General features: G+C 58.2%; 15 protein-coding genes. 11 read left to right on the top strand and 4 right to left on the bottom strand.

Going from position 1 to position 19,997, the window contains the following annotated elements; translation table 11 throughout:
* Positions 1 to 21: 21 nt before the first annotated feature.
* Positions 22 to 864 (top strand): AAA family ATPase, encoded by an 843-nt coding sequence (locus DIT72_RS09150; RefSeq protein ID WP_135954938.1) that lies wholly within the window; start codon positions 22 to 24, stop codon positions 862 to 864.
* A gap of 22 nt (positions 865 to 886) precedes the next feature.
* Positions 887 to 2,065: a vWA domain-containing protein gene (locus DIT72_RS09145; protein ID WP_135954937.1), complete on the top strand. Its 1,179-nt coding sequence runs from the start codon at positions 887 to 889 to the stop codon at positions 2,063 to 2,065.
* 234 nt (positions 2,066 to 2,299) lie between these two features.
* Here DIT72_RS09145 and DIT72_RS09140 read toward each other — a convergent pair whose 3' ends face one another.
* Entirely contained in the window at positions 2,300 to 2,785 is a 486-nt protein-coding gene (locus DIT72_RS09140) for a MaoC/PaaZ C-terminal domain-containing protein (protein ID WP_135954936.1), read from the bottom strand.
* Positions 2,786 to 3,005: 220 nt separating this feature from the next.
* Here DIT72_RS09140 and DIT72_RS09135 point away from each other — a divergent pair, with 220 nt between their 5' ends.
* From DIT72_RS09135 to DIT72_RS09125, 3 genes are all read left to right on the top strand, one after another.
* Entirely contained in the window at positions 3,006 to 4,682 is a 1,677-nt protein-coding gene (locus tag DIT72_RS09135) for an AMP-binding protein (RefSeq protein ID WP_135954935.1), read from the top strand.
* 8 nt (positions 4,683 to 4,690) lie between these two features.
* On the top strand, positions 4,691 to 8,617 hold the full coding sequence (gene hrpA / locus DIT72_RS09130) for an ATP-dependent RNA helicase HrpA (RefSeq protein ID WP_169450006.1): 3,927 nt from the start codon (positions 4,691 to 4,693) through the stop codon (positions 8,615 to 8,617).
* 129 nt (positions 8,618 to 8,746) lie between these two features.
* Complete coding sequence (locus tag DIT72_RS09125) at positions 8,747 to 9,868, top strand: beta-ketoacyl-ACP synthase III (RefSeq protein ID WP_135954934.1); 1,122 nt, start codon at positions 8,747 to 8,749, stop codon at positions 9,866 to 9,868.
* A 27-nt stretch (positions 9,869 to 9,895) separates the two neighbouring features.
* Here the strand turns inward: DIT72_RS09125 and DIT72_RS09120 are convergent, their stop codons facing one another.
* On the bottom strand, positions 9,896 to 10,303 hold the full coding sequence (locus tag DIT72_RS09120) for an acyl-CoA thioesterase (protein ID WP_135954933.1): 408 nt from the start codon (positions 10,301 to 10,303) through the stop codon (positions 9,896 to 9,898).
* Positions 10,304 to 10,394: 91 nt separating this feature from the next.
* Here DIT72_RS09120 and DIT72_RS09115 point away from each other — a divergent pair, with 91 nt between their 5' ends.
* The 5 genes from DIT72_RS09115 to cysB all read left to right on the top strand — a co-directional run bounded on the left by DIT72_RS09115 (position 10,395) and on the right by cysB (position 16,941).
* A complete protein-coding gene (locus DIT72_RS09115; protein WP_135955152.1) occupies positions 10,395 to 11,186 on the top strand; it encodes an MlaA family lipoprotein in 792 nt (263 codons plus the stop codon).
* A gap of 13 nt (positions 11,187 to 11,199) precedes the next feature.
* Positions 11,200 to 12,885, top strand: a complete 1,686-nt coding sequence (locus DIT72_RS09110) for an AAA family ATPase (protein WP_135954932.1) — start codon at positions 11,200 to 11,202, stop codon at positions 12,883 to 12,885.
* A 5-nt stretch (positions 12,886 to 12,890) separates the two neighbouring features.
* Positions 12,891 to 13,616 carry a general secretion pathway protein GspB gene (locus tag DIT72_RS09105; protein ID WP_135954931.1) on the top strand — a complete coding sequence of 242 codons (726 nt, stop codon included), beginning with the start codon at positions 12,891 to 12,893 and terminating at the stop codon, positions 13,614 to 13,616.
* Positions 13,616 to 15,805 (top strand): ATP-dependent DNA helicase DinG, encoded by a 2,190-nt coding sequence (gene dinG / locus DIT72_RS09100; RefSeq protein WP_135954930.1) that lies wholly within the window; start codon positions 13,616 to 13,618, stop codon positions 15,803 to 15,805. The genes DIT72_RS09105 and dinG overlap by 1 nt, the downstream gene beginning before the upstream one ends.
* Positions 15,806 to 15,963: 158 nt before the next feature.
* Entirely contained in the window at positions 15,964 to 16,941 is a 978-nt protein-coding gene (cysB, locus tag DIT72_RS09095) for an HTH-type transcriptional regulator CysB (protein WP_135954929.1), read from the top strand.
* Positions 16,942 to 16,952: 11 nt separating this feature from the next.
* Here the strand turns inward: cysB and DIT72_RS09090 are convergent, their stop codons facing one another.
* On the bottom strand, positions 16,953 to 17,675 hold the full coding sequence (locus DIT72_RS09090) for a phosphoadenylyl-sulfate reductase (protein ID WP_135954928.1): 723 nt from the start codon (positions 17,673 to 17,675) through the stop codon (positions 16,953 to 16,955).
* Positions 17,676 to 17,878: 203 nt separating this feature from the next.
* Between DIT72_RS09090 and thrH the strand changes: the two genes are divergently transcribed.
* Positions 17,879 to 18,490 (top strand): bifunctional phosphoserine phosphatase/homoserine phosphotransferase ThrH, encoded by a 612-nt coding sequence (gene thrH, locus DIT72_RS09085; RefSeq protein WP_135954927.1) that lies wholly within the window; start codon positions 17,879 to 17,881, stop codon positions 18,488 to 18,490.
* A gap of 57 nt (positions 18,491 to 18,547) precedes the next feature.
* Here the strand turns inward: thrH and DIT72_RS09080 are convergent, their stop codons facing one another.
* Positions 18,548 to 19,852, bottom strand: a complete 1,305-nt coding sequence (locus tag DIT72_RS09080; RefSeq protein WP_168355043.1) for an anthranilate synthase component I family protein — start codon at positions 19,850 to 19,852, stop codon at positions 18,548 to 18,550.
* Positions 19,853 to 19,997 lie beyond the last annotated feature (145 nt).

The following is a 19,997-nucleotide window of genomic DNA, read 5'->3' as shown; positions in this document are numbered from 1 at the left end:
ATTGAACAGGATACTGACAGCATGAAGTTTACCGGTACCGAAAAATACGTAGCCACTGACGACCTGCAAATGGCGGTGAATGCGGCCATCACGCTGCAACGGCCGTTACTGATCAAGGGTGAGCCCGGCACCGGTAAGACCCTGCTGGCGGAAGAGATGGCTGCGGCTCTGGGCAAGCGCCTGATCCCGTGGCACATCAAGTCCACCACCAAGGCCCAGCAGGGCCTGTACGAATACGACGCGGTTTCGCGCCTGCGGGATTCCCAGCTCGGTGACGAAAAGGTCAAGGATATCAGCAACTACATCGTCAAGGGCAAGCTGTGGGAGGCTTTCGAGTCCGAGGAACAGGTTGTTCTGCTGATTGACGAGATCGACAAGGCGGATATCGAATTTCCCAATGACCTTTTGCTGGAACTCGATCGCATGGAATTCTTCGTGTACGAGACACAGAAGCTGGTGCGGGCCAGGCACCGCCCCATCATTGTGATCACCAGCAACAACGAGAAAGAGCTTCCGGATGCCTTCCTGCGCCGCTGCTTCTTCCACTACATCAGCTTCCCGGACCACGCCACCATGCAGAGCATTGTGGATGTGCATTTCCCGGGCCTGCAACAGCAGGTGGTGCGCGACTCACTGGAAGTATTCTTCGATGTCCGCAAGGTGCCGGGCCTGAAGAAAAAGCCGTCCACCTCTGAGTTGATCGACTGGCTGAAACTGCTGATGGCCGACGAACTGTCTGCCAAAATGTTGCAGGAAAAGGACACAGGTACGGCATTGCCGCCACTGTACGGGGCGCTGGTGAAGAACGAGCAGGATGTCCACCTGCTGCAGAAGCTGGCCTTCATGGCCCGTCGTCGCAGCTGAAATCCGGCAAGAGCAGCACTGTATGTTGATTGATTTTTTTATCGAAGTCCGGCGCGCAAAGGTACCCGCCAGCCTGCGTGAATTCCTCGATCTGCTGGAGGCTCTCCAGAACCGTCTGGCATTTGCCGATATGGAGGAGTTCTATTATCTGGCCCGGGTGTGCCTGGTCAAGGACGAGCGCCATTTCGACAAATTCGACAGGGCGTTTCAGGCCTATTTCGAGGGCATTGAAAACCTCGACGACCTGATGGAAGCGCTGATCCCCGACGACTGGCTGCGCGCGGAATTCGAAAAGCAGCTGTCCGAGGAAGACAAGGCCAAGATCGATTCGCTGGGTGGCCTGGAAGAGCTGATTGAAACCTTCAAGAAGCGCATGGAAGAGCAGAAGGAACGTCACCAGGGCGGCAACAAATGGATCGGTACCGGCGGTACCTCTCCGTTCGGCGCCAACGGCTACAACCCGGAAGGTTTCCGTATCGGCCAGAAAAAGGGCCGCCACGGCCGTGCTGTGAAAGTCTGGGAAAAACGCGAGTTCAGGGACCTGGACGACAGCGTGACTCTGGGCATCCGCAATATCAAGGTTGCGATGCGCCGCTTGCGCAAATTCGCTCGCCAGGGTGCCGCAGACCAGCTCGACATGGACGATACCATCCGTTCCACGGCCCGCAATGCCGGTTATCTCGACCTGAAAATGGTTCCCGAGCGCCATAACGCCGTCAAGGTGCTGATTTTCTTCGATGTGGGTGGTTCCATGGATCCCCACGTGCGGGTGTGTGAAGAGCTGTTCTCGGCGGCGCGGATGGAGTTCAAGCACATGGAGTATTTCTACTTCCATAACTTCATCTATGAGAGCGTCTGGAAGAGCAACATTCGCCGCATGAGCGAGACGACCAATACCTGGGACATCCTTCACAAGTACACCCCCGACTACAAAGTGATCTTCGTGGGTGATGCCACCATGGCGCCCTATGAAATCTCGCACCCCGGCGGCTCCATCGAGCACTGGAACGAGGAGGCGGGGGCTACCTGGTTCCAGCGCATCACCGAGCATTTCCACAAGGTGGTCTGGATCAACCCGCTGCCGGAGAGCTACTGGGGGCAGGGCGGGTCCCTGGGAATGACGCGGCAACTGGTCAATGACCACATGTATCCGCTGACCATTGAAGGCCTGGAATCGGCCATGAAGCAGTTGAGCAAATAAAAAAAGGCCGATGCGGTTGCGCATCGGCCAAGCTCGGCATATTGAACGGGGTGACTGTCTCAGCACTCCGCGCCCCACTCCATGCAAGTCTGCGGCCAGTTATTAATAGGACCTTAAGATCAGTGGCTTGGCTCATTGCGGCTTTGCCAGCCCATGGTGTCAGGGCGTGTGAAGCAGCGTAACTGTCAAGAAAACCGACGCCGCGCCGCGAGACTGCCTGTCGGTTTTGTCGTGCTAGCGTTCGATGGTGATTTTTGGAAGCAGGGGTTTGCTCAGGGAGATTTTCTGGGTGGGGGCAATTACCTTCGCTTCGCCGGTGACCACTTTCTCATTATTCTGGTTACGGACATCGCAGGCCAGTGTGACGCGGTTGCGCCGCCCCTTGGCCAGTACTTTAAGATTCACTGTAAGGGTATCGTCCAGTCGCACTGGCTGCCTGAAGGTCAGGCTCTGTTCCAGATAGACAGTGCCGGGGCCGGGCATCACGGTGGCCAGCGCTGCGGAAATCAGCGAGCCGCTCCACATGCCATGGGCAATACGCACCTGATAGGAGGAGTCAGCGGCAAAGGCGGCATCCAGGTGCACCGGATTGACGTCGCCGGACACGGCGGCAAAAAGTACCAGTTCGGCTTCCGTCAGTGTCTTGACATAGGTTGCAGAATCGCCTTCCTGAAGCTCGTCGTAGGTAATGTTTTCAAGCGTATCTAACGTATCACTCATATGGGCTCCGCTGGAGATCCTGGTGGCTTTGATGCCGGCTCGGGTTGCAGGTTATGAACGCGACAGATCAGCCTCGAAAACTACCTCATCGTTCGCAAAACTGCTATTCTCTCCCGACTTTTCGAGTCTGATACTTTTGTCTGGTTGATTTTTTGATCAATCTGGCCTTGGCATACATTGCAAGTACAAAATAAGCATAAACGCCCAACAGGAGATGGTGATGGATTTTGAGCAGTTCTATCAGGACAAATACCCCGCCGGTGTGTCCCGCGAAATAGACCTGGACAGGTACACCAGCATGGTGGATGTATTCGATCAGGCGGTACAGAAATACGCCGATCGACCCGCCTTCAGCGCTGTTGGCGCTACGCTTACCTATCGCGACCTGGATACCCAGAGCCGCAATTTTGCCGCCTGGCTGCAAAACAGGACCGATCTCAAACCGGGCGACCGGATTGCGGTTCAGATGCCCAACGTTTCCCAGTATCCTGTGGTTGTCTTCGGTGCCATGCGCGCCGGCCTGATCGTGGTGAATACCAACCCGCTGTATACCACCCGCGAGATGGAACACCAGTTTAACGATTCCGGCGCCAAGGCCATCGTTGTGCTGGCGAACATGGCCCACAATGTCGAGAAAGTGCTTCCCCACACCGGCATCGAGCACGTTATTGTCACCGAGATAGCCGATATGCATTCACCGCTGAAGCGCACGGTGATGAACGCGGCGGTAAAACACCTGAAGAAAATGGTGCCGGCCTACAGTCTGCCGCAGGCCCATAAATTACCCGCGGTTCTCAGTGCGGGCAGCAAGGAAAAGTTTACCCCGGTTGAGTGCAAGAAGGACGATATTGCCGTGCTCCAGTACACCGGTGGTACCACCGGTGTTGCCAAGGGCGCCATGCTGACCCACGGCAACCTGGTGGCCAACCTGCTCCAGGTTCGCCCGATGATGGAAGACACGGTGGAAGAGGGCAAGGAAGTGATTATTGCACCCCTGCCTCTGTATCACATCTACTCGTTCACCCTGAACTGCGGCATCATGCTGGAAGCCGGCGCCCATAACGTGCTTATTCCCAATCCCCGCGATATTCCGGGTTTCGTCAAGGAACTCAGGAACCACAGATTCACCGCGTTCCTCGGCCTCAACACCCTGTTCGTGGCACTGTGTAACAACGAAGAGTTCCAGGACCTGGATTTCAGTGGTCTCAAGCTGACCTCGTCCGGCGGTATGGCGCTGACCAGCGACACGGCCAAGATGTGGCAGCGCGTTACCGGCTGTGAAATTGCCGAAGGTTACGGCATGACCGAAACGTCACCGGTGGTCACGTTCAACCCCAATAGCGCGATTCAGCTTGGCACCATCGGCCTTCCTATTCCGGGTACCGAAGTCAAAACCATTGATGATGACGGCAATGAAACACCGATTGGCACGCCGGGCGAGTTGTGCGTGAAAGGTCCCCAGGTGATGCGCGGCTACTGGCAGCGCCCGGAGGATACCCAGAAGTCCTTTACCGATGATGGCTTCTTGCAAACCGGCGACATCGCCCTCATTCAGGAAGATGGCTACATTCGTATTGTGGACCGCAAGAAGGACATGATTATTGTGTCCGGCTTCAATGTGTTCCCCAACGAAATCGAAGATGTGGTAAGCGGCCATCCCAAGGTGGTCGAATGCGCCGCCGTCGGCGTGGAAGACCCCAGAAGCGGCGAGGCCGTAAAGGTCTACCTGGTGCCAACCGCGGAAGGTGTCACGGAGAACGAACTGAAAGAATTCTGCCGTGAGCGCCTGACAGCGTATAAGGTGCCCAAGTCGTTTGAATTCCGCGACGAGCTGCCGAAAACCAACGTTGGCAAGATCCTGCGCCGTGAGCTCCGGGACGAAGCCAGCAACAAGTAAAGGACCCGATGACGCAAGTTTCACCACAACAGACCACGCATACGCCGGACAGCAGGGCGGCCGTCAAGGCCGTCCTGGAACAGCTGGATGCCTGTAACCAGCTGGAAGCAGCGCGTATCCAAAAGCTGATTGCCCGCAGGAAGGGCCGTCCCGGGCAGAAAGACCTCGAGAAGATCGCGCAGTGGCTCGACCGCGGCCTGGGCCGTGTCAGGGAGCGCCAGGCGCAGCATAAGCCCGCCACCTTTCCTTCTTCACTTCCGGTGTCTGACCGCGTCGATGATATCCGTGAGGCGATCGAACAGAACCAGGTGGTGATCATCGCCGGGGAAACCGGTTCCGGCAAAACCACCCAGATTCCCAAGATCTGTATGAACAGCGGCCGCGGTATTCGCGGCCTCATTGGCCACACCCAGCCGCGGCGGATTGCTGCCCGCACGGTGGCTGGCCGTATTGCCGAGGAACTGGGGGAACAGACCGGCGGCCAGGTGGGTTACCAGGTCCGCTTTACCGATACCACCTCCGAGCAGTCCCGCCTGAAAGTGATGACCGACGGGATTCTGCTGTCGGAAGTCCAGCATGACCGCTTCCTGGATCGTTACGACACCCTGATTATCGATGAAGCCCACGAGCGCAGCCTCAATATCGATTTTCTGATGGGTTACCTGCGGCAGCTGCTGCCCAGGCGCCCGGACCTGAAGGTGATCATTACCTCCGCCACCATCGAGGTGGAGCGTTTCAGCCGGTTCTTTAACGACGCCCCGGTGATCGAGGTCAGTGGCCGGACCTTCCCTGTGGACATCCGCTACCGCCCCCTGGCCGGCGACGAGGACGACCGCGATCAGGGCTGGACCGATGGTGTGCTCCGCGCCATGGAGGAAATCGAACAGCACGAGCGGGCAGAAAAACAGCCTCCGGGCGACGTGCTGGTGTTCCTGCCGGGTGAACGGGAAATCCGCGGCCTGAGCAAGGTTCTGCGCCATGCGGACCTGCGCCATACCGAAGTATTGCCGCTGTATTCGCGCCTCAGCAACCAGGAACAGAACCGGATTTTCCAGAGCCACCGCGGTCGCCGGATTGTACTGTCCACCAACGTGGCGGAAACCTCGCTGACCGTTCCGGGCATACGCTACGTGATCGACACCGGTGTGGCGCGGATCAGTCGTTACAGCGTGCGTTCGAAGATCCAGCGTCTGCCCATCGAGCCGGTGTCCCAGGCCAGTGCCAACCAGCGGGCAGGGCGATGTGGCCGGGTGGCGCCGGGTATCTGTTTCCGGCTTTACGATGAAACCGACTTTATAAACCGGCCGGAATATACCGACCCCGAGATTCTGCGCACCAACCTGGCGTCCGTTATCCTGCAGATGACCACCTCCGGGCTGGGGGACATCCGCCACTTCCCGTTCCTGGAACCGCCGGATCGCCGCCTGATCAATGACGGCTACAAGCTTCTGGAAGAACTCGGGGCGGTCGATGACAGGCGCCAGCTGACCGGCCTTGGCAGAACCATGGCGCGGCTGCCGCTGGACCCGCGACTGGCGCGCATGCTGGTCACGTCTTCGGAGCAGGGCAGCCTGGCGGAAACACTGGTGATCATCGCCGGTCTCAGTGTCCAGGATCCGCGGGAGCGGCCCCAGGACAAACAGCAGGCCGCCGACCAGGCTCACGCTCCGTTCAATGACAAGGAATCCGACTTCCTGACGTTACTGAACATCTGGAATTTCTATGAGGAGCAGCGCCAGGAGCTGTCCCAGAACCAGCTCAAAAAGCTGTGCCAGAAAAGCTTCCTGTCGTGGATGCGGATGCGGGAATGGCGGGACATCCATCGCCAGCTTACGCTGATCTGCCGCGAGCAGAAGCTCAGACTCAACAGCGAAACGGCCAGTTATGAATCGCTCCACAAGGCCATACTGGCAGGCCTGCTGGGGCAGGTGGCGGTAAAGCTGGAGAAAAAGGAATACCTGGCGACCCGTAACCGCAAGGTGATGATCTTCCCCGGTTCCAGGGTGTCTAAGACCGGCCCCAAGTGGATTGTGGCCGCTGAAATCGTGGAAACCAGCCGTGTGTTTGCCCGGGTGGTGGCGAAGATCGAGCCGGAATGGATCGAGCCCCTCGCCGGCCACGTGGTCAAACATCATTATTTCGAGCCCCACTGGGAGCAGAAGCGTGCCCAGGTGATGGGCTATGAGAAGGTCAGCCTGTACGGACTGGACATCATCTCCAAACGGCGGATTCCCTACAGCAAGGTAGACCCGGCTGAATGCCGGAGGCTGTTTATCCGCCGCGCGCTGGTGGAGGGGGATTACCAGTCCAGAGCGCCATTCATTGCCCGCAACCGGGAATTGCTCGATACCGTCGAGAACCTCGAGCGCAAGACCCGGCGCCGGGATCTGCTGGTGGAAGACGAAGTGCTGGTGGATTTTTACGATCAGCGCCTGCCGGCCGATATTGTCAGCGGCCGCCACTTCGAAAGCTGGTGGAAGCAGCTCAGCGCCGACGAACTGCGCAATATGGAGCTGACAGAGTCTGACATTCTCCAGCGTCCGGTGGATGAACGGGCCGGATCCCTGTACCCGGATTTTCTGGAATGGGAGGGTGTACGTTACCCTCTCAGCTACGAGTTTGAGCCCACCAGCGAGCGGGATGGCGTAACCCTGCAGGCGCCGGTGATGGCTCTCAGGCAATTGCCGACCAGACGTCTTGAGTGGCTGGTGCCCGGCCTGTTGCGGGAGAAGTGTATTGCGCTGGTCAAGGGGCTTCCCAAGGCCTTGCGGCGCAATTTCGTGCCAGTGCCGGACTTTGTGGAGGCGGCCCTGGAAAACCTGCAGCCATCCAATGAGCCGCTTGCATTGCAGCTGGGTGAGCAGCTCCGGCGAATGACCGGGGTGCGGATCGATCCCGAGGCCTGGCCGCAGGAAGATCTGCCGAAACACCTGCGGATGAACCTGCGGGTTGTGGATGATGCCGGCCAACCCATCGCCGAGGGCCGGGAAACGGAAAGACTGCAGAACGAGCTCGAAGGTCGGGCGCAGGCTGCGCTGTCATCGGCCAGCCGCAAGCAACCGGGTGATGATCCTGCCAGAACCTCCCGCGACTGGGACTTCGGCGAGCTTCCGCAGGCTGTCAGAACCGAGAAGGGCGGCATGGAGGTCACTGTGTATCCGGCACTGGAGGACCAGGGCGATTCGGTCCGCCAGACCCGCTTCCTTGACCGGCTCACCGCTGACGATGCCACCCGCAAGGCCGTAGCAAGGCTGATTCTGATACGCCTGGGCAATACCCTGGATGACATTGACCGGAAACTGCCTTATTTCAAGGCGTCTGCACTGATGTTCGCGCCGGTGGGCAAGGCCCGTGTTTTGCTGGACGATTTGCTGCTGGCGACGGCCATGCAGCATTTTGTCAACGACGAAGTGCCGCGGGACAGCACGTCTTTTGAGCAGGCCTTCGAGGCCGGCCGCGCCGGTTTTATTCCGGCGCTGGAAGAGGCAGACGAACGACTGCATCAGGCCATGACCGGTTACCATGAAGTAGCGAAGCAGCTGAAAGGCAAGATCAGCCTGGCGCTGGCCAATAGTATGGCTGACCTGAAATTTCAGCTTCAACACCTTGTTTATCCGGGATTTCTGGTATCGACGCCGCCCGAGTGGCTGGCCCATTTCGGGCGTTATTTCGAAGCGGCCAGTATCCGTTATGAAAAAATGCCCAGGGAGCTTGGCCGGGAGCGGGAGTTCCTGCACCTGATGGAGCCGCTGTGGTCACGCTATGCCAGCAAGCGGGATGAGCAGCAGCGCCAGGCTATACGGGACCCTGAGCTGGTGCTGTACCGCTGGATGCTGGAAGAATTCCGCGTATCCTTCTTTGCCCAGCAACTCGGTACCGCAGTGCCGGTGTCGGTGAAACGTCTGGACAGGCAGTGGGAGAAGACCCGGGTCTGAAAAGAAGCCGGGTCTAAGACGATTGTCGTCGCGGCCAAAACTGTGAGACTGTGTTAAAATTTAGCCAACATTGGTGCAGTTTGATCGTTTCGTTTCACAACCTTTTTTCAACTACGATGTGGGGTTAGCGTGATTAAAGCCGTAATCAGCGGGACCGGGTTGTACACACCGCCAGCAACCATTACCAACGACGAGCTGGTGGAAGCATTCAATGCCTTCGTGGAACTCCACAATGCCCGTCATGCCGACGAGATCGCCAGTGGTAATGAAGAGCCACTCCAGCCGTCCTCAACAGCCTTTATCGAAAAGGCATCGGGAATCAAGCGCCGGCACGTCATCGACAAGGAAGGCATTCTGGACCCGGAGCGCATGTGTCCGAACATACCGGACCGCAGCAATGACGAGCCCTCGGTACAGTGTGAAATGTCGGTTGCAGCCTGCAACCAGGCGCTGGAGCAGGCGGGGAAGTCTGCAGCGGATGTGGATGCCGTTATCGTCGCCTGTTCCAACCTTCAGCGCCCGTACCCGGCCATTTCTGTCGAGGTTCAGGATGCACTGGGCATAGAGGGCTTCGCCTACGACATGAACGTGGCCTGCAGCTCCGCGACGTTCGGCCTGCAGGCGGCGGTCAATGCCGTCGAGAATGGCACCGCCAGGGCAGTGTTGGTGGTCAGCCCGGAAATCTGTTCCGGCCACCTGAATTTCCGCGACCGCGACAGCCACTTCATTTTTGGCGATGCCTGCACGGCCATCCTGGTTGAGCGGGACTCTGACGTGGCTGCAAGCCAGGGCTTCGAAATTCTGGGAACCAGCCTCAAGACCCAGTTCTCCAATAACATCCGCAATAACTTCGGTTTCCTCAACCGCGGCGATAAGTCTGGCATCAACAAGCCCGACAAGCTGTTTGTCCAGCAGGGTCGGAAGGTGTTCAAGGAAGTATCGCCGATGGTGGCTGAAACCATTCTGAAACAGCTTTCCAGCCTGTCGCTGTCGCCGGATGATCTCAAGCGCATGTGGCTGCACCAGGCCAATCTGAACATGAACCAGCTGATTGCCCGTAAGGTACTTGGCCGTGACGCCGATACCGAAGAGGCACCGGTCATTCTGGACGAGTATGCCAACACCAGCTCGGCGGGCTCCATCATCGCGTTCCACAAGCACAAGGATGACTTTACGACCGGCGATCTGGGCGTGATCTGTTCTTTCGGTGCCGGGTATTCCATCGGCAGCGTTGTGGTTCGCCGCCGATAGAAGGGTGTTAGTGAGGGTGTCGGGCGGTTAGCTGGCCGCCAGCGCCCGGAGTTTGTCCGGCAGCGCCATGGACGAGCGGTTGACGCGGTCAAACCAGACGATCTTTGCATAGCCTTCGGCGTAAAGTTCTCCGGTCTCGACATCGGTCACGGTATGATAGCTGTCAAGGCTGGAGTTGCCTGCCTTGTCAGCGTAAGTTCTTACTTCGACTGTCGCCGGGTGGGAAAGCTCCTTCAGAAAGGTGGCACTGGTCTTTATAATGATCGGGCCGTCGGGGTCATTTTTCGCACCAAGCTCAAGGGATGCCAGCCAGACAATCCGGGCTTCTTCAAAAAAACGGAAATAAACTGTGTTGTTGGCGTGACCGTAAGCATCCATGTCACCCCAGCGCAGTGGCACGGAAAGGGTGCTGACAAGATTCCCGGGTACTGACATCGGATTCCTCCTGGTAGGGGGTTAATATTAGAAGACAAAACGCCGGTATTTTCGACGAACCGAAACAGATTAAACAACCTCAGGTCTGATGATGAGAGACATTTTTTTCCGGCACCCGCTTTCTGGCGCCCTGATTGCACTGTTCCTGTTTGCAGGTGGCGCGGCTGCGCAGACTGTTCAGCCGGCCGACCCCGACATGGCCCAGCAAAAGCTTGACGCCCCGGCAAGCGAAATTGACCCTTACGAGGACTGGAACCGCAAGGTATACCGTTTCAATGAAACCATTGACAACTGGTTCCTGAGGCCGGTTGCTAAAGGCTACCGGGCTATTATGCCGGGTTTTGCGGACCGTGGGGTAACCAACTTTTTCAGTAACCTGACGGAAATCCGTAATTTTGCCAACAGCATCTTCCAGCTCAAGGGCGAGTCCGCCGTGGTAGCTGCAGGGCGGTTTACCTATAACACCGTGTTCGGCCTGGGCGGGTTCATTGATGTGGCCACCATGTTCGACCTGCCGGAACGGCCGGAAGATTTTGGTCAGACCCTGGGTTATTGGGGCACGGAATCCGGACCCTATCTGATGCTGCCTTTCCTGGGGCCATCGACTCCGCGGGATTTTGGCGGTTTTTTGTCGGATACGGTGGTGTTGCCCTCCGCCTGGGACCTGGCGGAAAGCCCGGATGTCTATTACGCCAGGGCACTGCAGATTGTAGACCGGCGGGCTGACCTGATTCCTGCCGAGGCCTTCATGTCCGGAGACGACTATACCTTTATCCGGAACGCCTACCTTCAACGCAGGGCCTATCTGATTAGCGATGGCCGCACCGTGAATGATCCTTTTGCCAGCGATGACGACGAGGATCTGATGCTCGAGGATTTCTGACGACTGGATACTTATGTACTACGATTTCTTCGGTTTTCGGGAGCCCCCGTTTTCGATCGCTCCCGATCCCCGCTACCTGTATCTCAGCGAGCGTCACAAGGAAGCGCTGGCGCACCTGATGTATGGAGTACAGGGGCAGGGCGGGTTCATCGTGATTACGGGCGAGGTCGGCACCGGCAAGACCACAGTCAGCCGCTGTTTCATCGAGAACGTTCCCGATCATGTCGATATTGCCCTGATCCTGAACCCCAGATTATCGGCGCGGGAATTATTGTCGTCCATCTGCGACGAGCTTGAGATTCCCCACCCGGTGGGGGCGTCCATCAAGGAACTGGTGGGGCTGATCAACGATGATCTGCTCAAGGCTCATGCCGCCGGCCGCCACAAGGTATTGATGATTGATGAGGCGCAGAACCTGTCTGCCGAGGTACTTGAACAACTGCGCCTGCTGACCAATCTGGAAACCGCCGAAAAAAAGCTTTTGCAGATTGTGCTGCTGGGCCAGCCGGAGTTGCAGGAGATTCTCGAGCTTCCGCAATTACGGCAACTGAACCAGCGGGTGACCGCGCGCTACCATCTGGATGCCCTTGGCCGTGAGGAAATAGAAGCCTATCTGCGCTACCGGCTCAGTGTTGCCGGACTTCGGGGCGAGATTTTCACCGACGGTGCGGTGCGCGCCCTGTACCGTTCAAGCAAGGGCATACCCAGACTGATCAACCTGATCAGTGATCGCGCTTTGCTGGGTGCCTATGCGGAGGGCGAGCATCAGATCAGCGCTTCCCATATCCGCACTGCGGCCCGGGAAGTGAACGGAAACCGCCGCGGGAAGCAATCCGGAGGGCGTTCCGGCAAATCGTACCTTGTACCGGTAGCGGCCAGTGTTGTGGTGGCTGTTGTCATGACCGCCTGGGCACTGGACCGCCTGCCGGCATCCGGCAGGATAACTACCGGGGTATCCGCTGAACCTGACGGCGTTGCCCTGTCCGGAACCATCGAACGGGTAGAGCCGTCGTTCGAGCCCACCCCGGAGCTTTTGCCGGAGCCGGTAACCATCATCGAAGGCTCATTGCCAGACTTCGAATTTCCTGATGACACCCTTTCTCTCCGTGCGGCCTTCGGCGAACTGTTCGCTGTGTGGGGCCGGGACTACAGGGCATCCAACCATCCCATTGCCTGCGATTATGCCGAGGAGCAGGGCCTGGGCTGCCTCGATAACCGGGGGTCGCGAAGGAGCCTGGAACACCTGAACCGGCCTGCCATTCTGCAACTGCGCAACGGTGCGGGTGACAGCCGCTACACGGTTCTGAGCGGGCTCGAGGGTGACCGCGCAACCATAGAGCGTCCGGAAGGCCAGCGTGACCTGAGCTTTTCCAGCCTGGAGCCTTACTGGTTTGGTGAGTTCACGGTGTTGTGGGAGGTGCCTCCCCACATTCGCCAGAACAGTGAAGAAGATAGCGACAGCAGTGTGTCAGCGCAGATATGGATGGGGTCACGAATGATGGAGCTGGCCAGCCGCTACTCCGGCTCCCGTGAAGAGGAGAATCGTATAAACCGCATGACGACCGGGGATCAGATTCGCTGGTACCAGAAACGCAAAGGGCTGAAGGTGGACGGTATTGCCGGCGCTATGACGATTATCCAGATGAATAATGACCTGGAATCCGACGGTCCCCGGCTGCGATCAGCGGGGAGCGGTTAACCGGCATGTCCTATATTCTTGATGCCCTGAGAAAATCGGAAACAGAGCGCCGTCAGGGCCGGGTGCCGGATCTTGGCCAACAGGTGCAGCTGATCCACAAACCGAAAAAAAAATCCGTACCGGTACTGGTGTGGGTCGGCCTCGGTCTTGTGCTGAATGCTGGCGTTCTGGCCTGGGCATTGTGGCCCCGGGACTCCATCACTGCAATTCAGGAGCCTGCCGCGCCAGTTGCCGGGGTTGAGCCAGTTGCAGCCGAGCCGGAGCCGGGTATAACCGGGCCCGGGCCGGCGCCTTCACCTGCAGAGACATCGGCAGGGCGCGGCGATTCGCTCGCCAATGCCGTCGAAATACCGGTGCCCGGCGTAGCCCGGCCTTCACTGGATGAAATCAGCCCCGAGCGGCCTACAGTCATCGTCCCGACGACAAGGCAATCCAGCGCTGTGAATCCCTCCGAGGCGGCCGAGAACGATGCGGCTGCCGAACGCACACCACATCTTGTAGAGCTCCCATTGTCATTCCAGAAAAGGGTACCTGACCTGATTTTCAACAGTCATATTTATGCGTCCAAGCCATCGTCCAGACGGGTGACGATCAATGACAACTACCTGCGGCACGGGGAATCGTTTTCCGGCATTACCGTGGAGCGGATTACCGAGGAGGGCGTAGAGCTGAGCATGGATGGTCGTCGATTCCGCGTAGGGGTTGTCCGCAATTGGGTGAGTCCCCGGTAATGGCACTTTCCGAGGACGTCAAACAGCAGATACAGCAGACCTACCGCGACGTACTGGCCGGCAAGGATATTCGCGCACGTTACGGCCAGCGCCTGATGATTGCCGAGATCGCCCGCTATATGGGGGATATTACCGAGAATGACGGCCAGCGCACGTCACCGGCGGGCACCTGTGTGGTCGAAGCAGGCACCGGTACCGGCAAGACGCTGGCCTACCTGATTGCCGCCATTCCCGTGGCACGGGCACTGGGCAAAACCCTGGTAATTTCTACCGCCACCGTGGCGCTGCAGGACCAGATCGTGCACAAGGACCTGCCGGACCTGAAAAAACACAGCAAGCAGGATTTCACCTGGACCCTGGCCAAGGGCCGCGGGCGTTATCTGTGCATGTCACGGCTGGAAGCACGCCTGCATGACGAGGGCAACGGCGACAGCGACACCATGCCGCTGTTCCTGCTCGATGGCCCGGGCAAGGAAGAACCCGGCACCCGTGCCTTCTTCGAGGACATGCTGGCCAGCTACGGTTCCCGCAAGTGGGATGGTGACCGGGACCACTGGCCCGACCAGATTCCCGACGATGTCTGGCGGCAGGTCACCACCGACCACCGCCAGTGCACCAACCGGCACTGCAGCTATTTCGACAGTTGTGCCTTCTTCGATGCCCGCAAGGACCTGGACGACGCTGACATTGTGGTGGCCAACCATGATCTGGTGCTGGCGGACCTGGCCCTGGGCGGCGGCGCGATTCTGCCGGAGCCGGAGAATGCCCTGTTTATTTTCGACGAGGCCCATCACCTGCCGGACAAGGCGCTGAACCATTTTGCGGCGTCGGTGCCACTGAATTCCACGCGCCAATGGCTGAAACAGCTGTCACAGGCTCTGGGCAAGATGCAGCCGTTCCTGAGCCCGGGCACCCAGGCGGCAAAAACCATCGACCGTATCAGTTCTGCCTCCCGGGAAGTGGATCTGACCCTGGCGAAGGTCTACGAGGAAGCAGAACAGAACACCGGCTGGGAATTCAACGAAGAACGCCGTTCTGCCCAGTGGCGCTATCCCGAAGGGGCCTTGCCGGAGGCGCTGGCAGGGCTGGCGGTGGAAGCCCGGATAGCCACGGCAACGCTGGCGCGCCAGCTCGGTGTGATGGTGGAGGAGTTACAGACCGCATTCGACGAACGTAAAGCCAGCGATGTGGACCGCGATACGGCGGAATCCTGGTACCCGGTGATCGGTTCCTTCCACAGCCGGGCAGAGGACCAGCTGCGATTGTGGGCGGCCTGGAGTGACAATCCCGGTCAACCGGCAGCGGACCCGGAACAGAGCCAGCAGGATGCGGCAAAGACAAAGCAGCGCGCCGGGCCACCGGCCGCTCGCTGGGCCGTCCGCCAACGGTGGGACCACGCTGAAGACATCACTCTGTTCAGCAGCCCGGTACTGGCGGACAACCTGCTGTATTCAAGGCTCTGGTCCCGCGCCTATGGGGCGGTTCTGACCAGTGCAACCCTGACCGCCCTGGGCCGGTTCGACCGCCTGAAAGCCCGTGCGGGCCTGCCCGAAACCAGCCGCTTTGTGGTGGTTCCCAGTTCTTTCCGCTACGGCGAAATGGCGACTGTGGAAGTGCCAGCCATGACCGCCATGCCCACAGACGACAGCTTTACCGATCAGGTGGTATCGCGGCTGCCCGATCTGTGGGCGGGCGAGAAGGCGACCCTGGTGCTGTTTACGTCCCGGCGCCAGATGAAACTGGTGCGCGACGCCCTGGCCCCGGAATATCCGGACCTGATCACCACCCAGGACGACATGGCAAAAGGGGAGGTGCTGCGCCGTCATTGCAGCCGTGTCGACGAGGGCCTTCCCAGCGTGCTGTTCGGTGTTGCCAGTTTTGCCGAGGGTATCGACCTGCCCGGTAAATATCTCAGCCATGTGGTGATCACAAGGCTGCCATTCTCGGTGCCGGACGATCCCATCGAGGCCAGCCTGGCGGAGTGGGTAACGCACCGGGGCGGGAATCCGTTCATGGAAATCACGGTACCCGATGCCTCCATCAAACTGGTCCAGGCGGTGGGGCGCCTGTTACGGACAGAGTCCGATACCGGCCGCGTTACCATTCTGGACCGGCGCATTATTGCACGCCGCTATGGGCAGTTACTGCTGGATGCCTTGCCGCCTTTCCGGCGTATCATCGAGCCATAAAGGCAGCGTTCTCCTGTTTTTGGTCTAAACTTTGGTGGAACGGATTCTGTATACTCAAAAAGAATGAAAGATCACGTTTTTATGCGTATTCTTCAAAAATAACACCAGCATATGCATAGCCCGGTTATGGCCGGGCCTTATGGGGAGCGACAGGGTAGATGAAATTACAACAGTTGCGCTATATATGGGAAGTTGCGCACCATGATCTCAACGTATCCGCCACCGCCCAGAGCCTTTTTACTTCGCAGCCGGGAATATCAAAGCAGATCCGCCTTCTGGAGGATGAACTGGGGCTGGAAGTCTTCGCCCGCAGTGGCAAACATCTGACACGCATAACACCGGGTGGCGAGATCATTATCCGGGAAGCGGGGGAGATTCTGCGCCGGGTGGAAGGCATCAAGAAAATCGCCCAGGAATTCAGCAATCAGCGCAGGGGTGACCTGAGTATCGCGACCACGCACACCCAGGCCCGGTATGCCTTGCCGCCAATAATCAGCGGATTTATCGAATCCTATCCGGATGTGTCCCTGCACATGCACCAGGGCACGCCGATGCAGATATCGGAAATGGCTGCTAACGGTGCTGTCGATTTTGCCATTGCCACCGAGGCCATGGAACTGTTCAATGACCTGATCATGATGCCGTGCTACCGGTGGAACCGCAGCATCATCGTGCCGAAAGACCATCCTCTTGCGAACAACTCTGAACTCACCCTGCCGGATCTGGCGGAGTTTCCTCTGGTGACCTACGTATTCGGTTTTACCGGCCGTTCAAAACTGGATGAAGCTTTCCAGGCCTACGGGCTGACCCCGAAAGTGGTATTCACTGCAGCCGATGCCGACGTGATCAAGACCTATGTGCGCCTGGGGCTGGGGGTTGGCATTATTGCCAGCATGGCTTTCGATGAAAAGAATGACACCGACCTGGTGGCACTGGATGCCAGCAAACTGTTCCGTCCCAGTGTGACCCGCATCGGCTTCCGCAAGGGCACCTTCCTTCGGGGCTATATGTATGACTTTATCCAGCGGTTTGCGCCACACCTCACCCGCGAGCGGGTTGATGAAGCGGTAGCCCATCAGGGTAGCCGGGCCGAGATCGAGGATCTGTTCAGCGACATCGAACTGCCTACCTACTGATACCGGCCCGGTCAGTCCCGGGCGATCAGGTTCCCGGCATGAAGACCACACTCTTTCTGGGTGGCTTCTTCCCACCACCACCGGCCCTCGCGCTCATGCTGCCCCGGCAGGATGGCCCTTGTGCAGGGCTCGCACCCGATGCTGACAAAGCCTTTTTCGTGCAGCTTGTTGTAGGGTGCCTCGGTCATGCGGATATAGTCCCAGACCTCCTTTGAGCTCCAGTTTGCCAGCGGGTTGAATTTCACCAGCTGTTTGTCGTCTGTTGCGAAAGCATCGTCGATCTGCACTACAGGCACATCGTTACGGGTACCCGGGCTCTGGTCCTTGCGCTGGCCTGTAATCCAGGCATCCATGGTGGACAGCTTTCTGCGCAACGGGTTCACCTTGCGGATACCGCAGCATTCGGCATGGCCGTCCTGGTAAAAGCTGAACATGCCCTTGCGGTTGACCAGATCCTGCACTTCCGCGGCGTCCGGGAACATCACCTCGATGTCTATCCCGTAGTGCTTGCGAACTCTTTCGATGAATTCGTAGGTTTCCGGGTGCAGGCGGGCGGTGTCCAGGGTGAATACCTGCAGTCGGTCGGTCATTTTGTGGGCGAGCTCGATCAGGGCGACGTCTTCCGCACCGCTGAAGGAAATGGCGATATTATCGTACTTCGCCAGGGCGGCCTTGAGGATGGCTCTGGGGCTCTGGCCCTCAAGCTCCGTCTGTAGCTGTGAAATATCCGTCATTGAAAGCATCACCTGGGGTCTAAATGTGTGATAAATCTATCATTAACAGGCTCTGGTCTGAAGGAATGCCGGAATATATCGTTATAGCCGCACAGATCCACGATGCATTCAGTCCGCGTTTTTCATATCATACCGCCTGATTTCAATACCCGGCGGTTACCGACCCGCCGGGCTGACCAGCGTTCAACTATCAGGAGACCATTGTGGAACTCGCGTGCCTTGACCTTGAAGGAGTACTGATCCCGGAAATCTGGATCGCGTTTGCGGAAAAAACCGGCATTGAGGAACTCAAGGCGACCACCCGCGACATTCCCGATTACGACGTACTGATGCAGCAGCGTCTGAGGCTGCTGGACCAGCATGGCTACGGCCTGCCACAGATCCAGGAAGTGATTGGCGAGCTGGACCCGCTGCCCGGTGCCAGTGAGTTCCTGGACTGGCTGCGCGAGCGGTTCCAGGTGGTGATTCTGTCTGATACTTTCTACGAATTCGCCATGCCGCTGATGAAAAAGCTCGGCTATCCGGCATTGCTCTGCCACAAGCTGGAGGTGAATGACGAGGGGCGCATTACCGATTACCTGCTGCGCCAGAGGGATCCCAAGCGCCAGTCAGTCCGTGCCTTCCAGCTGCTGAACTACCGGGTGATTGCGGCGGGTGATTCCTATAACGACACCACGATGCTGGGCCAGGCGGAAGCGGGTATTCTGTTTCATGCGCCGCAGAATGTGATTGAGGAGTTTCCCCAGTTTCCTGCCGTGCATACGTTTGAAGAACTTCGCGAAGAGTTCCTGAAGGCCAGCGCCATCCATAACTGACCGCTCTGAACCTGCCGGGGCAGCGGTGCTGCTCCGGTAGGCCCTGGCTTCCCGCGCTCAGAGGTTCTCCAGCACATCCATCAGTTTCCGGACCTTGTCCACGGATTCCCGATACTCATCGTCCGGGTCGGAATCCGCTACAATGCCACACCCCGCCCAGCAGTGAATCAGTCCGGCAGAATCCGTCATCAGGGTACGGATAGCGATATTGCTTTCCAGATTGTTTGCGAAATCCCAGCGGAATACTGATCCACAATAGGGTCCCCGGCTGTGCTGTTCCAGACTGTCGATGATTTCCATCGCTCGGCGTTTGGGTGCACCGGTAATCGAACCGCCGGGAAAGGCGGAGAGCAACGCCCGAAACGGAGTGGAATCCGGCCGAAGCCTGCCTTCTACCGTACTGACCAGTTGATGAACATTCTCGTAGCTTTCGATGCTGAACAGTTGTGGCACTGAGACAGAAAAAGGCTCGCAGAACTTCGACAGGTCGTTGCGGATCAGGTCCACGATCATCAGATTTTCGGCGCGGTCTTTTTCTGCAGCGGCCAGGGACTCGGCAATTCTTTGATCGTTTTCCGGGGACATTAAATCCCGGGGCCTGGTGCCTTTTATCGGCTTGCTGACGACCTTTCGACCCTGTTGGATACTGAGAAATAATTCCGGCGAAATACTGAGCACCTGGTACGGACCCGCATCGACATAGGCCGCATGGGGAACGGGTATTGCCTGGCACAAAGCCTGGAACGCGGAGTAGGGCGGGCCCTGGTAGCTGCCGACGTATTTATTGGACAGGTTGACCTGGTAGCAGTCACCGGCGTGGATGTAGCGCAGTACCGCGGAGACACCGTTCCGGTAATGCTCAGCGGATTGTTCCGCGGTGAAACTCTCGCTGATTTTGAAAGGCGCAGAATGACGCCGACCCTGACCGACGAGGGCGAGTACCCGCGCCCTGGTATTGCTGTCGCAATCGGGGTGGAAATCCAGTCGGGGAGGTTCCGTGCCTGACGTATCGAGGGTCAGTTGCCAGAGGTAAAGGCCGATGTAACCGTAGTTCCCGCTGTCGGTTCTGTACCGCCCGCTAAAACCCGGCACCGTGAGATTGCCTGATTCATAAAAGAGGGTGCCCGCGATGCCACCGGCTGTCGGCTGGTCTTCCGGGAGAGCATATTTTTTCCAGGCTTTTTCAATCTCGGTGGCCAGTTCCGAGAACGCAGGCTGATCCCGGGGTACCTGCCAGCTTTTCAGGGGAAATGCGGTAACAATCCGATGCTGTGTTCTGGTATCGGTATAATCGATAAACCCATGGTGGCCGCTGATCTGTGAAACGAGGCACGCCGCGTCTTCCGCTCTTAATGCTTTCACGATGCTACATACTTACCAGAATCTTGCATGGGTTAACCGTAGACTGTGGGGATAAGTTACCGCATTTCAATCTATTGGTGAGGTATTTGTGATCAGAATCCGGGTATTTGCAGTATTGTCCTGTCAAAGGCTGTCAACATGTTTA

Origin of the sequence: Marinobacter orientalis, from assembly GCF_004792665.1 — a bacterium.
In the GTDB taxonomy this organism is placed as follows: Bacteria; Pseudomonadota; Gammaproteobacteria; order Pseudomonadales; family Oleiphilaceae; genus Marinobacter; species Marinobacter orientalis.
The sequence above is the reverse complement of the archived record's forward strand: the minus strand, read 5'-3'. Positions and strand labels throughout refer to the sequence as shown.